We start from the raw sequence: 16201 nt of genomic DNA, 5'->3' as shown, positions 1-16201 counted from the left end.
GTTCCGGTTCTCGAACGCAAGCCGAGTTCCGGAGTCTGTTCCCATTATACGCCCGCGCCTTCCGGAAGGAAATTTTTGCCGCTCGTCGCCTCGGTATTCCGGGCAGCTTGACAGCAGGCGCGAAAAGTCTTATCTTTGTTAGTAACATTTAGATAATATCAGAAAAGAACGAACAAAGACGCTTCGCTTCCCGCGTATTCCGCAGGTCGAAGCGGGCGAGAACGGGGGCGAGGATCACGGATCGGACAAACGGAAGACCGGACAGACCGACGCTGACAGACATGAACGGATTGACGGAAGAAGAGTTTCTGGCCGGCTACGACGCGGGCGATTACGCGCGGCCGTCGATGGCGGCGGACATGGTGATTTTTACCGTGTCGGACGAAAAAACGGAAAATTATCGCAAGCTGCCGGAGCGTTCGCTTCGGGTGCTGTTGATCCGGCGGGGCGGCCATCCGTATCTCGGCTGCTGGGCGCTGCCCGGCGGATTCGTGCGTCCGACCGAGACGATCGAGCAGGCCGCCGAGCGCGAACTGCGCGAAGAGACCGGCGTGGACCGCGTCTATCTGGAGCAGCTGCACACGTTCAGCGACGTAGGACGCGATCCGCGGACATGGGTCATGAGCTGCGCGTACATGGCGCTCGTGGACAGCCGAGGCTTGAAGATTCAAGCGGGCGACGACGCGGAGCATGCGGCATGGTTCAAGCTGACGTACCGCCTGCGCGGAGACAGCCGCGAACGGCTCGAAGAAGGCGGCGTGCTGCATATCCGGCGTTTCGATCTGAAGCTGACGCTGGAAACGGAAGAAGGCGAAGAGACCGAACTGCAAGCGGTCGTCGAACATCGGCGCACGCGCACGAACCGCGCGTCGGCCGAAGAATACCGGATCGCGGAGAACCGCGGATTGGCGTTCGATCATGCGAAGATTATCGCGATGGCGATCGAACGGCTGCGAGGACGCGTCGAGGAGAGCGATCTGGCGCTGCATCTGATGCCGGAACTGTTTACCTTGACGGAGCTGCAGCAGGTCTACGAAGCGATTCTGGACCGCGAACTGCTCAAAGCGGCTTTTCGGCGGAAAGCGGAGCCGTTGGTCGAAAAAAGCGATCAATATACGGAAAACGCGGGGCATAGGCCGTCGAGATTGTATCGGCGGAGCCGCGAAGAATGGGGCGATTACCGATGATTTATAACTTGGACCAGCTGCGTCGGGCGCATCGCGCGGGGCAGCGGCTCAAATATTTGTTTTTCTGGGGGCATACCCCCAAGCACGCGGGAATCGTCGACGCGAGCTGCTTGAGCCAATGGTGGCCGAGCCGCTTCGAGATCGACGAAGTGGGCTACAGCTGCGCCGAGCAGTACATGATGGCGGAGAAGGCGCGGCTGTTCGGGGACGAAGAAGCGCGGTCGAAGATTTTGCAGGCCAAACATCCGAAGCAGATGAAAGCGTTCGGCCGCGAAGTGCGGAACTTCGACGGTAAGGTCTGGGAAAAAGAATCTTACGGCATCGTGCTGCGCGCGAGCCGGGAAAAATTCCGTCAGAACGACGAACTATGGGCTTTTCTGCGCGGCACGCAGCAGCGCATTCTGGTCGAAGCCAGTCCGGTGGACCGGATTTGGGGCATCGGCATGGCGAAAGACGATCCGCAGGTCGAGAATCCGGCCAAATGGCGGGGAAGCAACCTGCTCGGATTCGCTTTGAGCGAGGCGCGGGACGGACTGATCAAGGAGGGACGATAAGGTTATGGATACGAGAACGAACGGACAGAGACAAGACAGCCGCAAAGAAGCGCGCGACCGGATGAGACGGATCGCGGCCGAGACGGTCAAGATCGCCGAGACCGGCGTTTATTACGGCCGCGGCGAAGAGATCGAAATTCGGGAAGCGCAGCGGCATAGCGAAGAAGACAGCGTGTTGATCACGCCCGAACAGGCCGCGGAACTTCTGCGCGCTTCCCGAGCGAACGACGGAAGCCGCGATTCGGCAGACGGCGAAGCGGATCTTCGTCCGCAGGGACGGACGGATTACCGCGTCGTCAACCAGTCGGCGGTAAAAGCGATCCGGGATTTGACGGCAGGCGGCTTCGATCGGATCGGAGTCCTGAACTTCGCCAGCGCGAAGAACGCCGGCGGCGGATTCCTGAACGGAGCGATGGCGCAGGAAGAAGCGCTGGCGGCCTCGAGCGGATTATATCCTTCGCAGCTCCGACATCCTCGCTATTATCAATCGAATCGCAAAAGCGGCACGATGATGTACACGCATCATGCGATCTACTCGCCGGACGTGGTCTTTTTCCGCAACGAGAACTTCGAACTGGTCGCGCCGCCGTTTCTGGCGTCCGTGCTGACGCTGCCCGCCGTCAATTACGGCGAGGTGCTGCGCCAAGGCGAAGATCCGGTGCGCGCCAAAGCGGTCATGCTGGAACGAATGCGCCTCGCGCTGGCGATCTTCGCGGAGCGCGGCGACCGCAATCTGGTGCTCGGAGCTTACGGCTGCGGCGTGTTCGGTAACGATCCCGCCGACGTAGCCGATTGGTGGCGGCGTCTGTTGGACGGCGAAGGTTGGGCCGCGCATTTCGATCGCGTCGTGTTCGCGGTGCTCGACCGTTCGAAAGGCGGCGGAACGATACGCGCGTTCGAGCGGATCTGGGGCCGGGCTTTGTAAGCGGACCGTCCAAACGGAAACGCGGAATCCGTATGTGGCGGTCCCGGTCCGAGCGACGGTTCCGGCACGGCGAAAAACCCGGCCGCGAGGCCGGGTATACGAACAGAATAAGCGGCTCTTCGGAGCCGTTTTTCGCGTTCCGGCCGAACGTCCGGGCGGAATGCGAAAAGGTCAATGCCCGCCGCTGCGCCGCTTAAGCGACTCGGCGTACGTGTCGCGGCGGAAATTCAGGATCGGATCGTCGGACAGCGAGATGCCGTCCGGGACGGCCGTCGGGTCCATGATCAGCCCCGGTGGCTCGGGAATCTGTTCCAGCAGCACGAGGCGTCCGGCGTCGATGCGGCGGCGATCGCTCGGCCAGCGTTTGGTAGGATCGTCCGTCGGGTCGCCTTCTTCGCCGAACACGATGTTCAGCTTGAACGAAGGCGGCTGCGACAGCAGTCTCAGCTCCAGTTCTTTTTCCAGATAGTCGTCGGGCATCGCCGCCGCGTCGTGGATCGACAGCGTCTGCACGCCCGAATCGGGAATCCATTCGAACTTGACCGGCCGCCGGCGTCCTTCTTCGTCGACGAGGAAGTAGGCGTGAATGCAGTAATACAGGTTGGTCGCGTAGCTGGCGGGCGGCTTCAGCCGCTTGAGCGCGAGCAGGCTCTGCCGGCTCTCGCCGAAGTGGCGCGCGAAACGCCGCAGCGCTTCGGTCTTCGGCATGCGTCCCGCTTTCGTGCGGTTGAGCGTGGTCAGCATCTCCATGAACGACTCCGGCGTCCGGGCGAAAAAGACCGGAACGGTGACGCCCACCATGCTGGAGCGGGTTCCGTCCGGAAGCAGGAACTGGACGCCCATGCCTTTGGCCGGCGACAGCAGATCCGCCATCGCGGGATCGGTGGAGCTGCCCGAGAATCGGACGATCGTTTTGACTTCGCGTTCCTGAAGATGAGGGGCCGTCGTGAAAGCCGCCGCTTTGCCGCTCGGCAGGAAAGAAGCGCGGCAGCAGAATCCCCGGGCGTGCGCGCGCCGGTAGCCCGGATGGAGGCCGGATACGCGTTCGAGTTCGTCGACGGCTTCTTCCGCGGGCGTCAGGTATAACGCTTCCCGTCCGTCGGAAGGTTCGGACGCGCCGCCGGACAGGCCGGCTGCTGCATGAAGGTCGGAATTGCTGGACATAGCGGTCGTTCACCTCTCGCTTTCTCGATCAGGATTGTCGTTTTTGTTCGCAATGACAGGAATTAACCTTTTTTACCCTAGGCAGACGCAAACAGAAGCAGGAGACCCCAGAAAATCGAAAGGAACCGTGCTCGCCGAAACCGAAAAGCCCCGAAGCGCCTTGAAGGGCTTCGGGGCTTGAGGCATGTTCGGTCCGTCCGTCTTCGCACCGAGGAGCGAAGTCCGTTCCGATGTCGATCGGACGACCGGTATCGTCAGGGCGTTATCGGATGCAGCCGGTAAGCGGTGCGGCTTTCGGCCAATTCTTCGACGGCCTGCCGGTATTCGCGGTAATGCTCGCTGTCCAGGTGGGCTTGAACGGCGTCCGCGTTTTCCCAGCGTTCGTAGAATACGAACGTCAAGGCGTCTTCGATCGACTCGTTCAGCACGTATTCCAGACAGCCGGACTCGGTCCGGGTGGGGCCGATCATCTTGATCAGCTCTCCGCGCAGCTCGTGTTCGCGTCCCGGTTTGGCTTTGACGATAGCGGTAACGGTAATGGCTTCCATCGAATCTCCTCCAGTCGGAAAAATGGCGCCGCCGCGGCAATCGGCGGGTTCGTTCCTTACCTACATACCGCCGAAAGCGGATTTTGACGCCGGCGAGGCTTACGAACCGCTTTTGACGCCGCGGCTTCTTTTGCGGAAGAAGATGACCGCGCCTGCCGCGAGCAGCAGACCGAGGATCACGTAGACGACGTTCGAGAAGACGTCCATCTGTCCGACGACGCTCTCCCACGATTCGCCTACGGCGCTGCCGATAAAGGTCAATACCGTGTTCCACAGCAGCGATCCCAATGTGGTCAGCGTCAGGAACGAGACCAGATTCATGCGGACGCTGCCGGCAGGAATCGAGATTAGGCTGCGTACGAGCGGAACGAGGCGGCAGAGGAACACGGCCCATTTGCCGAAGCGGTCGAACCAGCCGTAAGCTTTGCCGACGTCTTCCTTTTTGAGCCGCAGCCATTTGCCGTATTTGACGATCAACCGTTCCATCCGTTCCTGCTTCATGACGGCGCCGATCGCGTACAAGGCGACGGCTCCGGCGACGGAACCGAGCGTCGAAGCGATGATGACTCCCGCGATATGCATATCCGTTTGCGTCGTCATGAAGCCGCCGAAGGTCAGAATGACCTCGGACGGGATCGGCGGGAAAATATTTTCGAGCGCGATCAGCAGGAAGATGCCGATGTAACCCCATTCGTTCATAAAGTCGGTGATCCAGTTTTCCATGATTCTTCACCTCAGATCAGATTTGACGGGATTCCGGCTCCCGGGCTTGCAGGCTGTAGCAGCGTTGAGCAGTCATGCAGGCAGTGGCGTCGGCGTCGTTCTCGGTCTCGTAAGGTGATATGTAAATATCGATATATTTTCAGAAAAGGAAAAGAATTTTCAATTTCGCATACGAGATTCCGCTTGAGGGCAGGGGGCCCGGTACCCGCCGCGATGTCCTCTCCCCGATTCTAAAGGATCGGCGAAGCGCGGTGCAAGTTTGCCCGAAAGACAAGGCTTTTTCAAAAATTACCCCTCCGGATGCCGGATGACCCGAGAAGCGAAAAAAGCTTCGATCGGGCTGCCTTCGAACGCGTGTTTGCTATAGAATGGAGGAAGGATAAGGCGAGAAGCCAAAAGCGAAGGAGGGGAACCTATGAAGATCGATCGACTGCTGGCGATGACCATACTGCTGCTGAATCGCAGGCGCATCAGCGCCGCGGAGCTGGCGGAGCGGTTCGAAGTCTCGACGAAGACCGTGTATCGGGATATCGAGACGTTGTGCCGGGCGGGAATTCCGATCGTCTCGCATCAAGGGATGAACGGGGGATTCGAACTGATGGAGCGGTACACGATCGGCCGGCAGATGTTGAGTCCCGGCGAGATCGAAGCGCTGCGCACGGCGGTCAAAGGGGCGGCGACGGCTATGGGCGATCGCACTTTCGACGAGCTGACGGAGAAGGTCCAAGCGCTGCTGGGCGGGAACGGCACGGGCGGCGAGGCTGCCGGACCGGGCGTCGTATTCGACTTTAATCCGTGGAACTGCGGGCCTTCGATGCGGCATCGGATCGAGCTTCTGCGTTCGGCCGCGAAGGAATCGCTGCGCGTGGAAGTCCGTTATCTGAACATGAACGGAGGCGAGAGCCGCCGGACGCTCGAACCCGCCATGCTGCTGCTCAAAGGCGGCACTTGGTATTTGCAGGCTTACTGCCTGCTGCGCGGCGAATTCCGCATTTTTCGTCTGACTCGCATGTTGGAACTGCGGGAGACGGGCGAGCCGTTCCTGCCGAAACCCGCGCCTCCGATCGAAAGCTACGATTGGAAAGACGACTGGGATCGGAGAACTCCGCTCGACGTGTCGCTGCATTTTCGGCCGGCCGTACGCCTGAGGGTCATCGATCAGTTCGAGCCTTCGCGCTTGACGGAATCGGCGGACGGCAGCGTCAGAGTCGGCGGCTTGTTCGTCGCGGACGAATGGTTCTACGGGATGCTGCTCAGTTACGGCGATCAAGTGCGCGTCGAGTCTCCTCGGGAGGTGGCCGAAGAATTGTTGCGCCGAGCGCGGCAGATCGTCGAAGCGTACGCCGAGCGCGCGCAAGCCTCGGCAGGCGCTGCAGGATTCGAATAATCTTCTCCCGAACATGGACAGAGAGGTGTCCGGGTTCGGAACGTATACTTGGGCAAAAGACATGCAGATCCAAGTGCAGAAAGGAAGATTACATGAACATCGCCCATTCTTTGCCCGATAACCTGCCGAAAGCGCAAGAAGCCCGGCCGTCTTTTTCTTTGACCGGTTTCGCCGCGCGGACGACCAACCGAGCCGAGCAAGGCCCCGACGGCCTGATCCCGGGTCTCTGGAGAACGTATTATCAGAGCGGGCTTCCGCTCGACTCTTCCGTCGCCAATCCGCATCTGATCTATGCGCTCTATACGGATTACGAGAGCGACGCGTCCGGCGCTTATACGCTCGTGATCGGCCACGAATCGGCGGCCGCGTCGGCGGAAGACGCGGCCGAAGAACCGCGCGCTTTCGTTTCGGCGGAGCAGGAACGCTTGCGCGCGCTCGTCCCGGCCAGCCGTTACCGCATCTTCAAGACGCGCAGAGGACCGGTCGGCGAAGTGGTCGCGGAAGCTTGGGGACAGATCTGGGCTTATTACGAACAGTCGTCCGAGCGGCGCGCTTACACCGGCGACTTCGAATTGTACGACACGAGGGATTTCGATCCCGAAGCGGCCGAAGTCTCGATTTATATCGCGGTGCGTTAGAACGATTCGCCGCCGCGATTTCGCCTCGTCGGCGCAGCCGTTTCGCTTCGTAAGCCTACGGAAACGCAGAAACGGACCGCTTACGAAGTCGGCTATTTCCCACGGTTTACGCGGCTTTCGAAGGAAAACCGAAACAGCCCCGCCGGAATCGGCGGGGCTGTTTTTTGCGTTTTGCGTTATCGCGACTCGGCCGCGATCTCTCTCGCGCGGCGCACTCTGCTGCTGCGTCGGACTCCGCTATCGGACTTCATGAAAGATCCGGCCCGAGATTACGTTCGGCGAAGCCGTTGTCCGATCTCTGCCGCAGAAACCGGCCGCCCGAACAGGAATCCCTGCATCTCCACGCATTCGATGTCGCGCAGGATCGCGGCCTGCGCTTCGCTCTCGACGCCTTCCGCGATCACGCTCATCTCCAGCGTCTTGGCCAGATCCACGATATGAGAGACGATTCTCCGATTCACCTGACGATCTTCCAGCTTGTGGGTAAACTGTCGGGCGATCTTGAGCTTATCGATCGGGAAGCTTTCCAACTGCGATAAGGAAGAGTAGCCGGTGCCGAAGTCGTCGATCGAGAGCGTGAGCCCCAATTGTTTCAGTTGATGCAGCCGCTCCCGCACTTGTTCGGGCTTATGCAGAGCCGCCGTTTCGGTGATCTCCAGATCAAGCAGTTGGGGAGATAACCCCGTTTTCCGCAAAACGTCGCGTACTTGTTCGACGATGTCCGGGTGATGCAGCTGTATGGGCGACAAATTAACGCCTACCTTAAGGGGCATGTCGACGTCCTGCCAGAACTTGGCCTGTACGCAGGCTTCTTCGAGGACCCACCGTCCAATCTCCAAAATCTGTCCGCTCTCTTCCGCGATCGGAATAAATTCCGCAGGAGTAACCGGGCCGAATGTCGGGTGATTCCAGCGCAGCAGCGCTTCGACTCCGTTAATGCGCTGCGTGTCCGAGTCGATTTGCGGCTGATAATGCAGGAACAGCTGATTATGCGCAAGTGCCTGATCCAGATCTCTTTCCAGAGCAAACTTTCGGGAAAAGGCGGAACTGGTCTCGCAATACATACGAAAATGTCCTTTACCGCTATCCTTGACCTTGTAAAGCGCGATGTCCGCCTTTTTGGTCAGACCGCCGGCCGTTACGTCGTCGACGGGATACACCGCCAGCCCCATGCTGGGCATGGCCAGGATGTCATAGTCGTCTACCGAATACGTGGGACTCAACGTTTCGAGGATGTGCTGCATCTTCCCGCGAAGCTGCTCCCGGTCTTCGAAGCCGCGCAAGATGAGCGTGAATTCGTCGCCGCCCTGACGAGCGACCAGATCGTCTGCTTCCACGGCTGTTCTCAATCGGGCGGCAACGGATACGAGCAGTCGATCGCCCACGTCATGTCCCAGCGTGTCGTTGACGTTCTTGAAGCGGTCGAGATCGATAAATACGACGGCAAAGCTCTCGCCGGAAGATTCCGCTTCGGCAATCGTCTGCTTCAACTGTTCGTCGAAAGCGGCACGGTTGAGCAGTCCGGTCAGCGCATCGTGATACGCCAGATAACGGATCCGTTCTTCGTTGCGTTTGTTTTCCGTAATGTCCCGGCCGATGCCGAAGGTGCCCACGATTTCCCCGCCGACCCGGATCGGGACGTGAGTGACGCTGACGATGCTTCTGCGACCGTTTCGGCTTCGTACAAGCGTCTCGTAACGCTGCGAGCGTCCCGTGCGGAAAAGAATCGGCGCATTTTCGGCATGGCGGTTGTCTTCGACAAACGTCTTGAGCGATTGACCGATCAACTCTTCATGCTCGTATTCCAGCAGTTCGGAACACGCAGCGTTGGCGCTCTCGAAATGGCCGTCCAGATCCAGAGAATATACGGCATCCGGATGGTAGTCGAACAGCGACTTGTATCGCTGTTCGCTGATTTCCAACGCTTTGGACTTGCCGTGAATATCAAGGATCAGCTGATGGTTCTCCCAGATCATGAGCAGTTGGCGAACGATGACCAGCAGGATGGACACTCCCGTCCCGACGGTGAACGCGTTTATCCCGTCCGAACTGAAGATCATGAACGAGAAGAGAATGATGACGGTCGAGTAGGGAACCAATAATCTAGGAATATCAAGGCGGGGAGCTTCCGGAGAAGCTGCGCTCTCCGCCACGGGAGTCTCCGCCACAGGCTTGCGGGCTTCCGGCTTCTGACGAAGGCCGGCATAACCCATAAGCAGCAGGCTCAACATAAAGAGCGGATCGACGAGGCTGCCGGACACGTAAGTGCCTTTGGAGACCAGATAGACATAAGACGAATCCACTCCTGCCTGTATGACCAGACTAAGGAAGATCAAGCGTTTGGACGATCTGGTCAGCATTTCCCCGCTCCCCCCGTACAAACTCAATGCGCCGAATAACAGCGCAAGATCCGTAACGGGATAGGACAGGGCAACGATCAAGGACAGCAAAGAGGTTTGTCCGCTGTGCAAAATGGGACCGATCAGATAATGCAAACTGAACGTAGCCGCGACGACCATGACAATCCAAATGTCGAAAATCAACTTAAAGGTACTTGGATTTTTTTTGAGCCGGATAAAAGGGTAAATGAACGCGACCATATAAAAGAGCGCCTGCAGCATGTAGAAAAGATCCGTCCAACCCGGAGTAGGAGGATCGAATCCTCGGATCTGTGCTTGAGACAGCCAAATGACTTCCGCAATCCAATAGTTGAAGCATCCGGCAGACAGCAGCGCCCAGAATATTTTCTGCTCGCCGGATGTTCGTCGGGCGGCTCGGAGCAACCATAAGGCTGCAATCAGACTGCCCAGAAACGACAGAATATCTCCGCCCAAGGTAGAAAGAGGATCGTTGCGCCATAAGATAATCCATAAATAATAAAAAAGGACAAAACCGATCACAAAGAAAAAGGCAACGGCTGCCTTGGCAGAACTCCGCATAAATGGTTCCCTCGTTTTCTCCACATAGTTCTTTAGTTCTATTTTCATCATAGTCGATCTTTTCTTTTATCGGTATGGAAAAAACGCGGCATTAGAAGGTTATTTTTGGAAAATGGTCAAAAGAGGTAACCGAACCGACGGACGGCGGCACTATAGTTTCAGGAACGGGCATAGAAGGAGAGATGGGCATGGAGGAATGGGTGAAGAAAGCCAAAGCGGGCGATCGGGAAGCTTGGACGCCGTTGGTTCGCCAGTACGAAGGGATGGCCTTCGCCGTCGCTTATGAGCGGCTGCGCGACGTACAGTTGGCGGAAGACGCGGTACAGGAAGCCTTTGTCGAAGCTTACGCGGGACTCCATCGGTTGGAGCAGGAAGCGGCGTTCGCGGGATGGCTCAAGACGATCGTACGCCGCCGGGCGGGGCGCAGATGGCGCCGGGCTTCTTCTTCCGAACTGCCGGTGGCGGATCATTCGCCTTTTCCGCAGGAAGCGGAAGAACCCACCGATGCGGCTTCGGCTGCCGAGCGGCGCGAGCTGAAGAAGCAGATCCACGCTTCGATCGACGCGCTGCCGGAGAAGCTGCGCCTGCCGGTCCGGTTGTTCTACTTCGAAGGGTATTCGGTCCGCGAGAGCGCCGAGTTCCTCGGCGTCTCGGAATCGGCCCTGAAAAAAAGGCTGTTCGACGCGCGCAGCCGGCTGCGGCCGGCGCTGCATGTCTCGGACTTCTACGCCGCGTTCCGCGACTTGTATGAAGGAGGCAGACATATGCTGCATATCGTAAACGGGGATCATACGGCCAAGCTGATGCAGGAAGCGGGAATCGAAGGCGAGATTCTCGTCTGGAGGGAACTGTATCCTTTCGGTCCGGTCTTTCCGGACATGGAAGAAGCTTCGGCGCGCTTCGCCCGCGCCGAATATCTGGAGCGGGAGCTGGGCATTCCCCGCGCGTTCTATCTGGAAGGCTGCGCGGAGCAGGAACGGAAACTTCGCGAGCTGGAGCAGTACGAGGAAGTCGTGCTCTGGTTCGAACACGATCTGTTCGACCAGACCATGCTGGCGGTGCTGCTCGGCCGTATCGAGCGGATGCGGCGCGGAAGAACGCGCCTCAGCCTGCTTTCGATCGGCGAATTCCCGGGGATCGAATTATTCCGCGGGTTCGGGCAGCTTCGGCCCGAACAGCTCAAGACGCTCTCCGGCACTTGGCAGCCGGTCGGCGAAGAGCAGTTCGCGGCCGCTTCCCGCTTCTGGTCGGCGTACAGCTCGCCGGACCTCGAAGAGCATGTCCGCTTTCTGGAAGCGGACAGTTCGGCCCTGCCGTTCGCCCGCGCCGCGTTCGAGGCGCATCTGTCCCGATTGCCGTCGGCCGAAGACGGCCTGGGCAGCATCCAGCGGGCGGCGCTCGAAGCCGCCGCTTCCGGCGCGGCCGGTCCCGCCGAGCTGTTCCGGCTCGCGACGGACGAGTTGGTCGCCCTCGGTCTGGGCGACCTCGAATTCTTCCGCCATCTGGAATGGATGGCGGAAAGCCCTTCTCCGCTGCTGACGGTCAGCGGAGAGGGAGCGTTCCCGAAGTTCGGCAAGTCCGAGCCGAACTTCGGGAACCGGCGGTTCGCGCCGTCCGAGCTGGGACGGCGCATCCTGGCGGGAGAGGCAGCCGCGCCTGCGGACGCGGGGGCCGCGCCCGAACGGGTCGGCGGCCTGCGGCTCGAAGCCGGCCGCCCGCTTCGCCCTTAAGCGGCCTGTTCCGCCGCTCGAATGTCGACGAACCGGGCCGGAGATCGCCCGGCCGGTCTTGAGCGGATCGCCCGCGGATCCGGGCGGCCGCCGTTTCGCTCGGCAAATTTATCCGTAACCGATATTCCTTTCCCGCGTATTAAGGGTAATTCATAATGAACCGGCCGCATCGCGAAGATGCGCCGCGTACAGACGACACTGGGGAGGGAACAAGGTGACGCGACAAAAAGACGAAGCAGGCCGAAGCGAAGAAGAACACGCTCTTCGGCCGGATGCCTTAGAGACCGAAGAAACGCGGGTGCCGGACAGCGAAGCGGAGCTGCAAGCCGCGCTCAAAGAAACGGAGAAATGGATGAAAGGGCAGCGCAACCTGCCGATCTGGGACCGGATCGCAAGCCTGCCGTTCAAGCTGCTCGACAAAGTCACGCCCAAATTCATCCACCAGAAGATCGGCACGCTGCTCGACGAGCTGGGCAACTATGTCCAGAACGGCGGCAAATACCTGATCGCCCGCCGCCGGGTCGTCGGCATGCTGGAAGCCGAAGCCCGCAGACGGGGACTGCCGGAATCCGGCCCGTATCCGCTCGCGGTCATGGACGGCACCGCCGCCCGTCTGGCCGCCGAGAGCCGCAATCTGGCGACGGCGCAGGGCGCGACCACCGGCGTGGGCGGCGTATTTACGCTGGCCGCCGATATTCCGGCCGTGCTGGGTTTGTCGCTGAAAGTCATCCAAGAGATCGGCTTATGTTACGGCTACGACGCGGGGGACAAAGCGGAACGGGTCTTCGCCGTCAAAGTGCTCCAATTCTCTTCGTCCGATATCGTAGGCAAGCAGGCGGTGCTCAGCGAGTTGAATCTGAAAGCGGGCGAAGACGGCAAGCTTCCTCCGTCGGTCACGGCCATGTCGAAGATTCAAGGTTGGCGCGAAGTCGTGACGACGTACCGCGACAGTTGGGGTTGGAAAAAGCTGCTTCAGGCCGTGCCGGTCGCCGGCATCGTGTTCGGCGCTTTCGCCAATCGCCAGACGTTGGACGGCGTGTCCGAAGCGGCGCATATGCTGTACCGCAAACGTCGGGCGCTCGAACGCCTCGATGCTTTGCGGCGCGAGGAGAAGTAGGCGCAAAAGGCTCGCTTATCGCGAAAACAAGGCGCGAATCGCGCGGGAACCGTTCGGAGCTTTTTCCGGGCGGTTCTTTTTGACGCGCCCGAGCGGCTGCGGAAAACGTCTTCCGCGTTGACGGGCGCGATCCGGGTTAATTCTGTGGAAGAGAGCGGCATACCGCGCACATCAAGGAGGGACGGGCATGGATTGGAAAGGCAGAAGGCAGAGCCGCAACGTGGAGGACCGGCGGGGACAGCGCGGAGGAGGGGGCGGCTTGATGGTCGGCGGCGGTCTCGGCGTAGGCGGGATCGTCATCGTGATCATCGTGATGCTGCTCGGCGGCAATCCGTCCGATCTGCTGAACGGAGGATCTTCGACCCAGACGGCCCAGACCCAGTCGGCGGGCAATTATCAAGGAACGGCGCAGGAAGAAGAGCTGGCCGACTTCGTCTCGGTCGTATTGGCCGATACCGAAGACGTTTGGGGACAGGTGTTTAAAGAGAACGGCATGACGTACCGCAATCCGAAGCTCGTGCTGTTCACGGACAGCGTGCAGTCGGCCTGCGGCACGGCCAGCTCGGCCGTCGGTCCGTTCTACTGCCCGGGCGACGAGAAGCTGTATATCGACCTCGATTTCTACGACGAGCTGAAGCAGCGTTTCAAAGCGCCGGGCGATTTCGCGATGGCCTACGTGGTGGCGCACGAAGTCGGCCACCACGTGCAGAACCTGCTGGGCACGAGCGGCAAAGTCGACGCGCTGCGCCGCAAGCTCAGCGAGACCGAATACAACAAATATTCGGTGAAACTGGAGCTTCAAGCCGACTACTACGCGGGCGTCTGGGCGCATTACGAGCAGGGCAAGAAGCTGCTGGATCAGGGCGACCTCGACGAAGCGCTGACGGCGGCGAGCGCGGTCGGCGACGACAGCATCCAGCTGCAATCGCAAGGTTACGTGGTGCCGGACAGCTTTACGCACGGGACGTCGGAACAGCGCAAATCTTGGTTCTACAAAGGCTATGAGAGCGGCACGATCGAAGGCGGCGACACGTTCGGCGGCAGCTTGAGGTAGAGCCGAAGCTTTAGGGCGCGCGAACAAAAGCGCAGCGCAAAAAAGACCTTGCTTTCCGCGTCATGGCGGAGAGCAAGGTCTTTTTCGTTTCGAAGCGGTTCCCCGCAGATGCTGCTCGTCTTTTATCGTTCGCTTTCGCAAGCGGACGTTTCTTCGAGAGCTGCCCGATCCGCTGCCGTTTCTTCCCGCGCCGCCGGTTCTACCGTCACGCCGTCTTCCATGGCCGGTTCCGCCGCCGTTTCGGTCGATCCCTGCGCTGCCGAAGCGTCCGCCGCCCGGGCATTCGGGAAACGCCGGTCGATCCATTCCGTGAACAGCGCGTAATCGCGTTCCACCACGTCGGCATAGGCATAAGCGAACTGCGCGATATGTTTGGCGAAAGATTCCGGGTCGTCGCCCATCGCCTTCCGAATCTCTTTTTCGCTGTGATAAGGCAGAATGCCTAGACTGACGTCGAAATCGGCGCGCGCATGCATCTTGGCCGTCAGGCGGGCCATCAGCGTCAGCGCTTTTTCCAGATCTTCGGTCGTTTTGAGGTCTTCGAGCTTGAGGCGTTTCTTGTACGGCGAACGTTCGCGCGCGTAGAAATGACGCCCGTCGATCGTCAGGAAGCCCAGATAAGGATCGGCTTCGTGGTGCATCGCCTGCTGCGTGGCGGTGACCCGTTTGCCTTGATGGGAGAAGACTTCCCAGAACGATTCGGAATACGGCATGAAGTAGGCGGGAACGGGTACCCGGACTTCTTTGACTTCGAGCACGGTATCGTCGGAATCCAGATCGCCCGTCGATTTGGCCGAACCGCCTTCGATCAGCACGTAGAAGCGGTCGAGACCGATCGAGGCGGTGCCGGAACCGTGTTTGACCGCGATGTCTTTGATCCGGTAATGTTCGTCGCCCGGTTTGCGGCAGAGCAGCGTATCCATGTAGAACGGCCAAGCCTGTTCCAATCCCGCCTGCTCCTCGGCCGTCGGCTGAACCAGTTCGTCGTTCTCCAAGAATGCCCGTCCGCCCTGCATCCGAGCCGTCACTTTCTCCAGAAAATGACCCTGCTGACGTTTCTCCAGTTTGCGAAGCAGCTTGCGGATCTGGCCTTTGGCGCAGTCCGAATCGACGACGAAGTCGGCCGGATCGTCTTTGCCGCAAGCGAACTTGTCGATCTGTTTGTAATACGAACGCAGATAATGCGCGGCCGCTTCGACCTGTTCTTCCGGCGAATAATCCAGCTGGCGCGCGACCAGCATGATGCTGACGGCCATGCGCACGACGTCGTACAGATACGAACCGACATACCCTTCGTCGAAGTCGTTCACGTCATAGACGATTCGCCCCGATTCGCTCTGGAACGCGCCGAAATTCTCGAAATGCAGATCGCCCTGCACCCACGTCGGCCGTTCTTTCGGCGTGTGGTAAGGGAAATACTGCCGGGTCACGTCGAAATAGAACAAATACGCGCTGCCCCGGTAGAAAGAAAACGGGCTGAGCGCCATCTTGCGGTATTTCTCCGAACGTTTGGCGTCGCTAAGCGCCATCCGTTCGCCGTCGAACTCTTCGAAGATCGAGACGAGCGTATCTTGGCGCAGCTTTTTGCGCGTGCGAAGAACGCCTTCCGTAATGCTCGCGTTGATTGTGGACATGAACCTGCACTCCTTCTATGGATCGGATAAGGAACGAATTGCGGTATGCACAAGCATACGCGCGGACGCGGGCGCAGGTTGCGGTACCGCTCGATTTTCATGGCGCCGGAGAAGATTCTGTGATAGGATGGTCAGCGCCGGAAGCGCGAGAGCGCGGGCGGCGGGCCGAATCGGCCAACCGACAAACGAGGAAGTGACAAGCATGATTCAAATTACCGTACCGAAGCCGGACGTCTCGATCGAGAAGCAGGAGAATCCGCAGCTCAGCCATATTTACGGGTTTACCGATTTCCATCTGATCACGCGCGAAGAAGGCGGCATCTTCATGTTCTACGGAGAGCAGGACGAGCTGCTGTTCGTGGGCAAAGCCCGCAAACTGAGACCGCGCATCAAAAAGCATTTCGAAGACAGCGTATCGCCGATGAAGAATCACCGGGACGAAGTGCGCCGCATCGACGTCTGCTTGGTGACCGATCCGACGGAGCGCGAGATCTACGAGACGTACATCATCAACGAAGGACGCGCCAAATACAACGTGGACAAGGTGTTCTACAAGTAGGCGACTTCGTCCGTTCAGCCGAATCCGTTCGGCCTACGCAAA

At 59.6% G+C, this 16201-nt stretch carries 14 protein-coding genes; 9 read left to right on the top strand and 5 right to left on the bottom strand.

Going from position 1 to position 16201, the window contains the following annotated elements:
• Positions 1-281: 281 nt before the first annotated feature.
• The 3 genes from CDO73_RS05200 to CDO73_RS05190 are packed head-to-tail and all read left to right on the top strand — an operon-like array spanning position 282 to position 2666.
• A complete protein-coding gene (locus CDO73_RS05200; protein ID WP_088487440.1) occupies positions 282-1187 on the top strand; it encodes an NUDIX hydrolase in 906 nt (301 codons plus the stop codon).
• Positions 1184-1741 carry a riboflavin biosynthesis intermediates N-glycosidase gene (locus tag CDO73_RS05195; protein ID WP_088487439.1) on the top strand — a complete coding sequence of 186 codons (558 nt, stop codon included), beginning with the start codon at positions 1184-1186 and terminating at the stop codon, positions 1739-1741. Before CDO73_RS05200 ends, CDO73_RS05195 begins: the two co-directional genes overlap by 4 nt.
• A 4-nt stretch (positions 1742-1745) precedes the next feature.
• On the top strand, positions 1746-2666 hold the full coding sequence (locus tag CDO73_RS05190) for a TIGR02452 family protein (protein WP_088487438.1): 921 nt from the start codon (positions 1746-1748) through the stop codon (positions 2664-2666).
• 171 nt (positions 2667-2837) lie between these two features.
• Here CDO73_RS05190 and CDO73_RS05185 read toward each other — a convergent pair whose 3' ends face one another.
• From CDO73_RS05185 to CDO73_RS05175, 3 genes are all read right to left on the bottom strand, one after another.
• Positions 2838-3830: a catalase gene (locus CDO73_RS05185; RefSeq protein WP_088487437.1), complete on the bottom strand. Its 993-nt coding sequence runs from the start codon at positions 3828-3830 to the stop codon at positions 2838-2840.
• Positions 3831-4084: 254 nt separating this feature from the next.
• Positions 4085-4378: a putative quinol monooxygenase gene (locus tag CDO73_RS05180; RefSeq protein WP_088487436.1), complete on the bottom strand. Its 294-nt coding sequence runs from the start codon at positions 4376-4378 to the stop codon at positions 4085-4087.
• A gap of 99 nt (positions 4379-4477) precedes the next feature.
• Positions 4478-5101 (bottom strand): DedA family protein, encoded by a 624-nt coding sequence (locus CDO73_RS05175; RefSeq protein ID WP_088487435.1) that lies wholly within the window; start codon positions 5099-5101, stop codon positions 4478-4480.
• A 415-nt stretch (positions 5102-5516) separates the two neighbouring features.
• Between CDO73_RS05175 and CDO73_RS05170 the strand changes: the two genes are divergently transcribed.
• Positions 5517-6488, top strand: a complete 972-nt coding sequence (locus CDO73_RS05170) for a helix-turn-helix transcriptional regulator (RefSeq protein ID WP_088487434.1) — start codon at positions 5517-5519, stop codon at positions 6486-6488.
• Between the two features lie 92 nt (positions 6489-6580).
• Positions 6581-7126, top strand: coding sequence for a GyrI-like domain-containing protein (locus CDO73_RS05165; protein ID WP_088487433.1), 546 nt, complete (start codon positions 6581-6583; stop codon positions 7124-7126).
• A gap of 269 nt (positions 7127-7395) precedes the next feature.
• On the opposite strand, the gene CDO73_RS05160 is transcribed toward CDO73_RS05165, so the two are convergent.
• On the bottom strand, positions 7396-10065 hold the full coding sequence (locus CDO73_RS05160) for a DUF4084 domain-containing protein (RefSeq protein ID WP_088487432.1): 2670 nt from the start codon (positions 10063-10065) through the stop codon (positions 7396-7398).
• Between the two features lie 188 nt (positions 10066-10253).
• On the opposite strand from CDO73_RS05160, the gene CDO73_RS05155 reads away from it, so the two are divergent.
• The 3 genes from CDO73_RS05155 (at position 10254) to ypfJ (ending at position 13966) form a co-directional block, all read left to right on the top strand.
• Positions 10254-11795, top strand: coding sequence for a sigma-70 family RNA polymerase sigma factor (locus CDO73_RS05155; protein ID WP_088487431.1), 1542 nt, complete (start codon positions 10254-10256; stop codon positions 11793-11795).
• A 298-nt stretch (positions 11796-12093) separates the two neighbouring features.
• Complete coding sequence (locus CDO73_RS05150; protein ID WP_088487679.1) at positions 12094-12912, top strand: EcsC family protein; 819 nt, start codon at positions 12094-12096, stop codon at positions 12910-12912.
• Between the two features lie 187 nt (positions 12913-13099).
• On the top strand, positions 13100-13966 hold the full coding sequence (ypfJ, locus tag CDO73_RS05145) for a KPN_02809 family neutral zinc metallopeptidase (protein WP_088487430.1): 867 nt from the start codon (positions 13100-13102) through the stop codon (positions 13964-13966).
• Between the two features lie 122 nt (positions 13967-14088).
• Here the strand turns inward: ypfJ and CDO73_RS05140 are convergent, their stop codons facing one another.
• Complete coding sequence (locus CDO73_RS05140; RefSeq protein WP_088487429.1) at positions 14089-15600, bottom strand: DUF2252 domain-containing protein; 1512 nt, start codon at positions 15598-15600, stop codon at positions 14089-14091.
• 202 nt (positions 15601-15802) lie between these two features.
• Between CDO73_RS05140 and CDO73_RS05135 the strand changes: the two genes are divergently transcribed.
• A complete protein-coding gene (locus CDO73_RS05135; RefSeq protein WP_088487678.1) occupies positions 15803-16159 on the top strand; it encodes a nucleotide excision repair endonuclease in 357 nt (118 codons plus the stop codon).
• The last annotated feature ends 42 nt before the right edge of the window (positions 16160-16201 follow it).

It is taken from the genome of Saccharibacillus sp. O23 (assembly GCF_002205895.1).
In the GTDB taxonomy this organism is placed as follows: domain Bacteria; phylum Bacillota; class Bacilli; order Paenibacillales; family Paenibacillaceae; genus Saccharibacillus.
The sequence above is the reverse complement of the archived record's forward strand: the minus strand, read 5'-3'. Positions and strand labels throughout refer to the sequence as shown.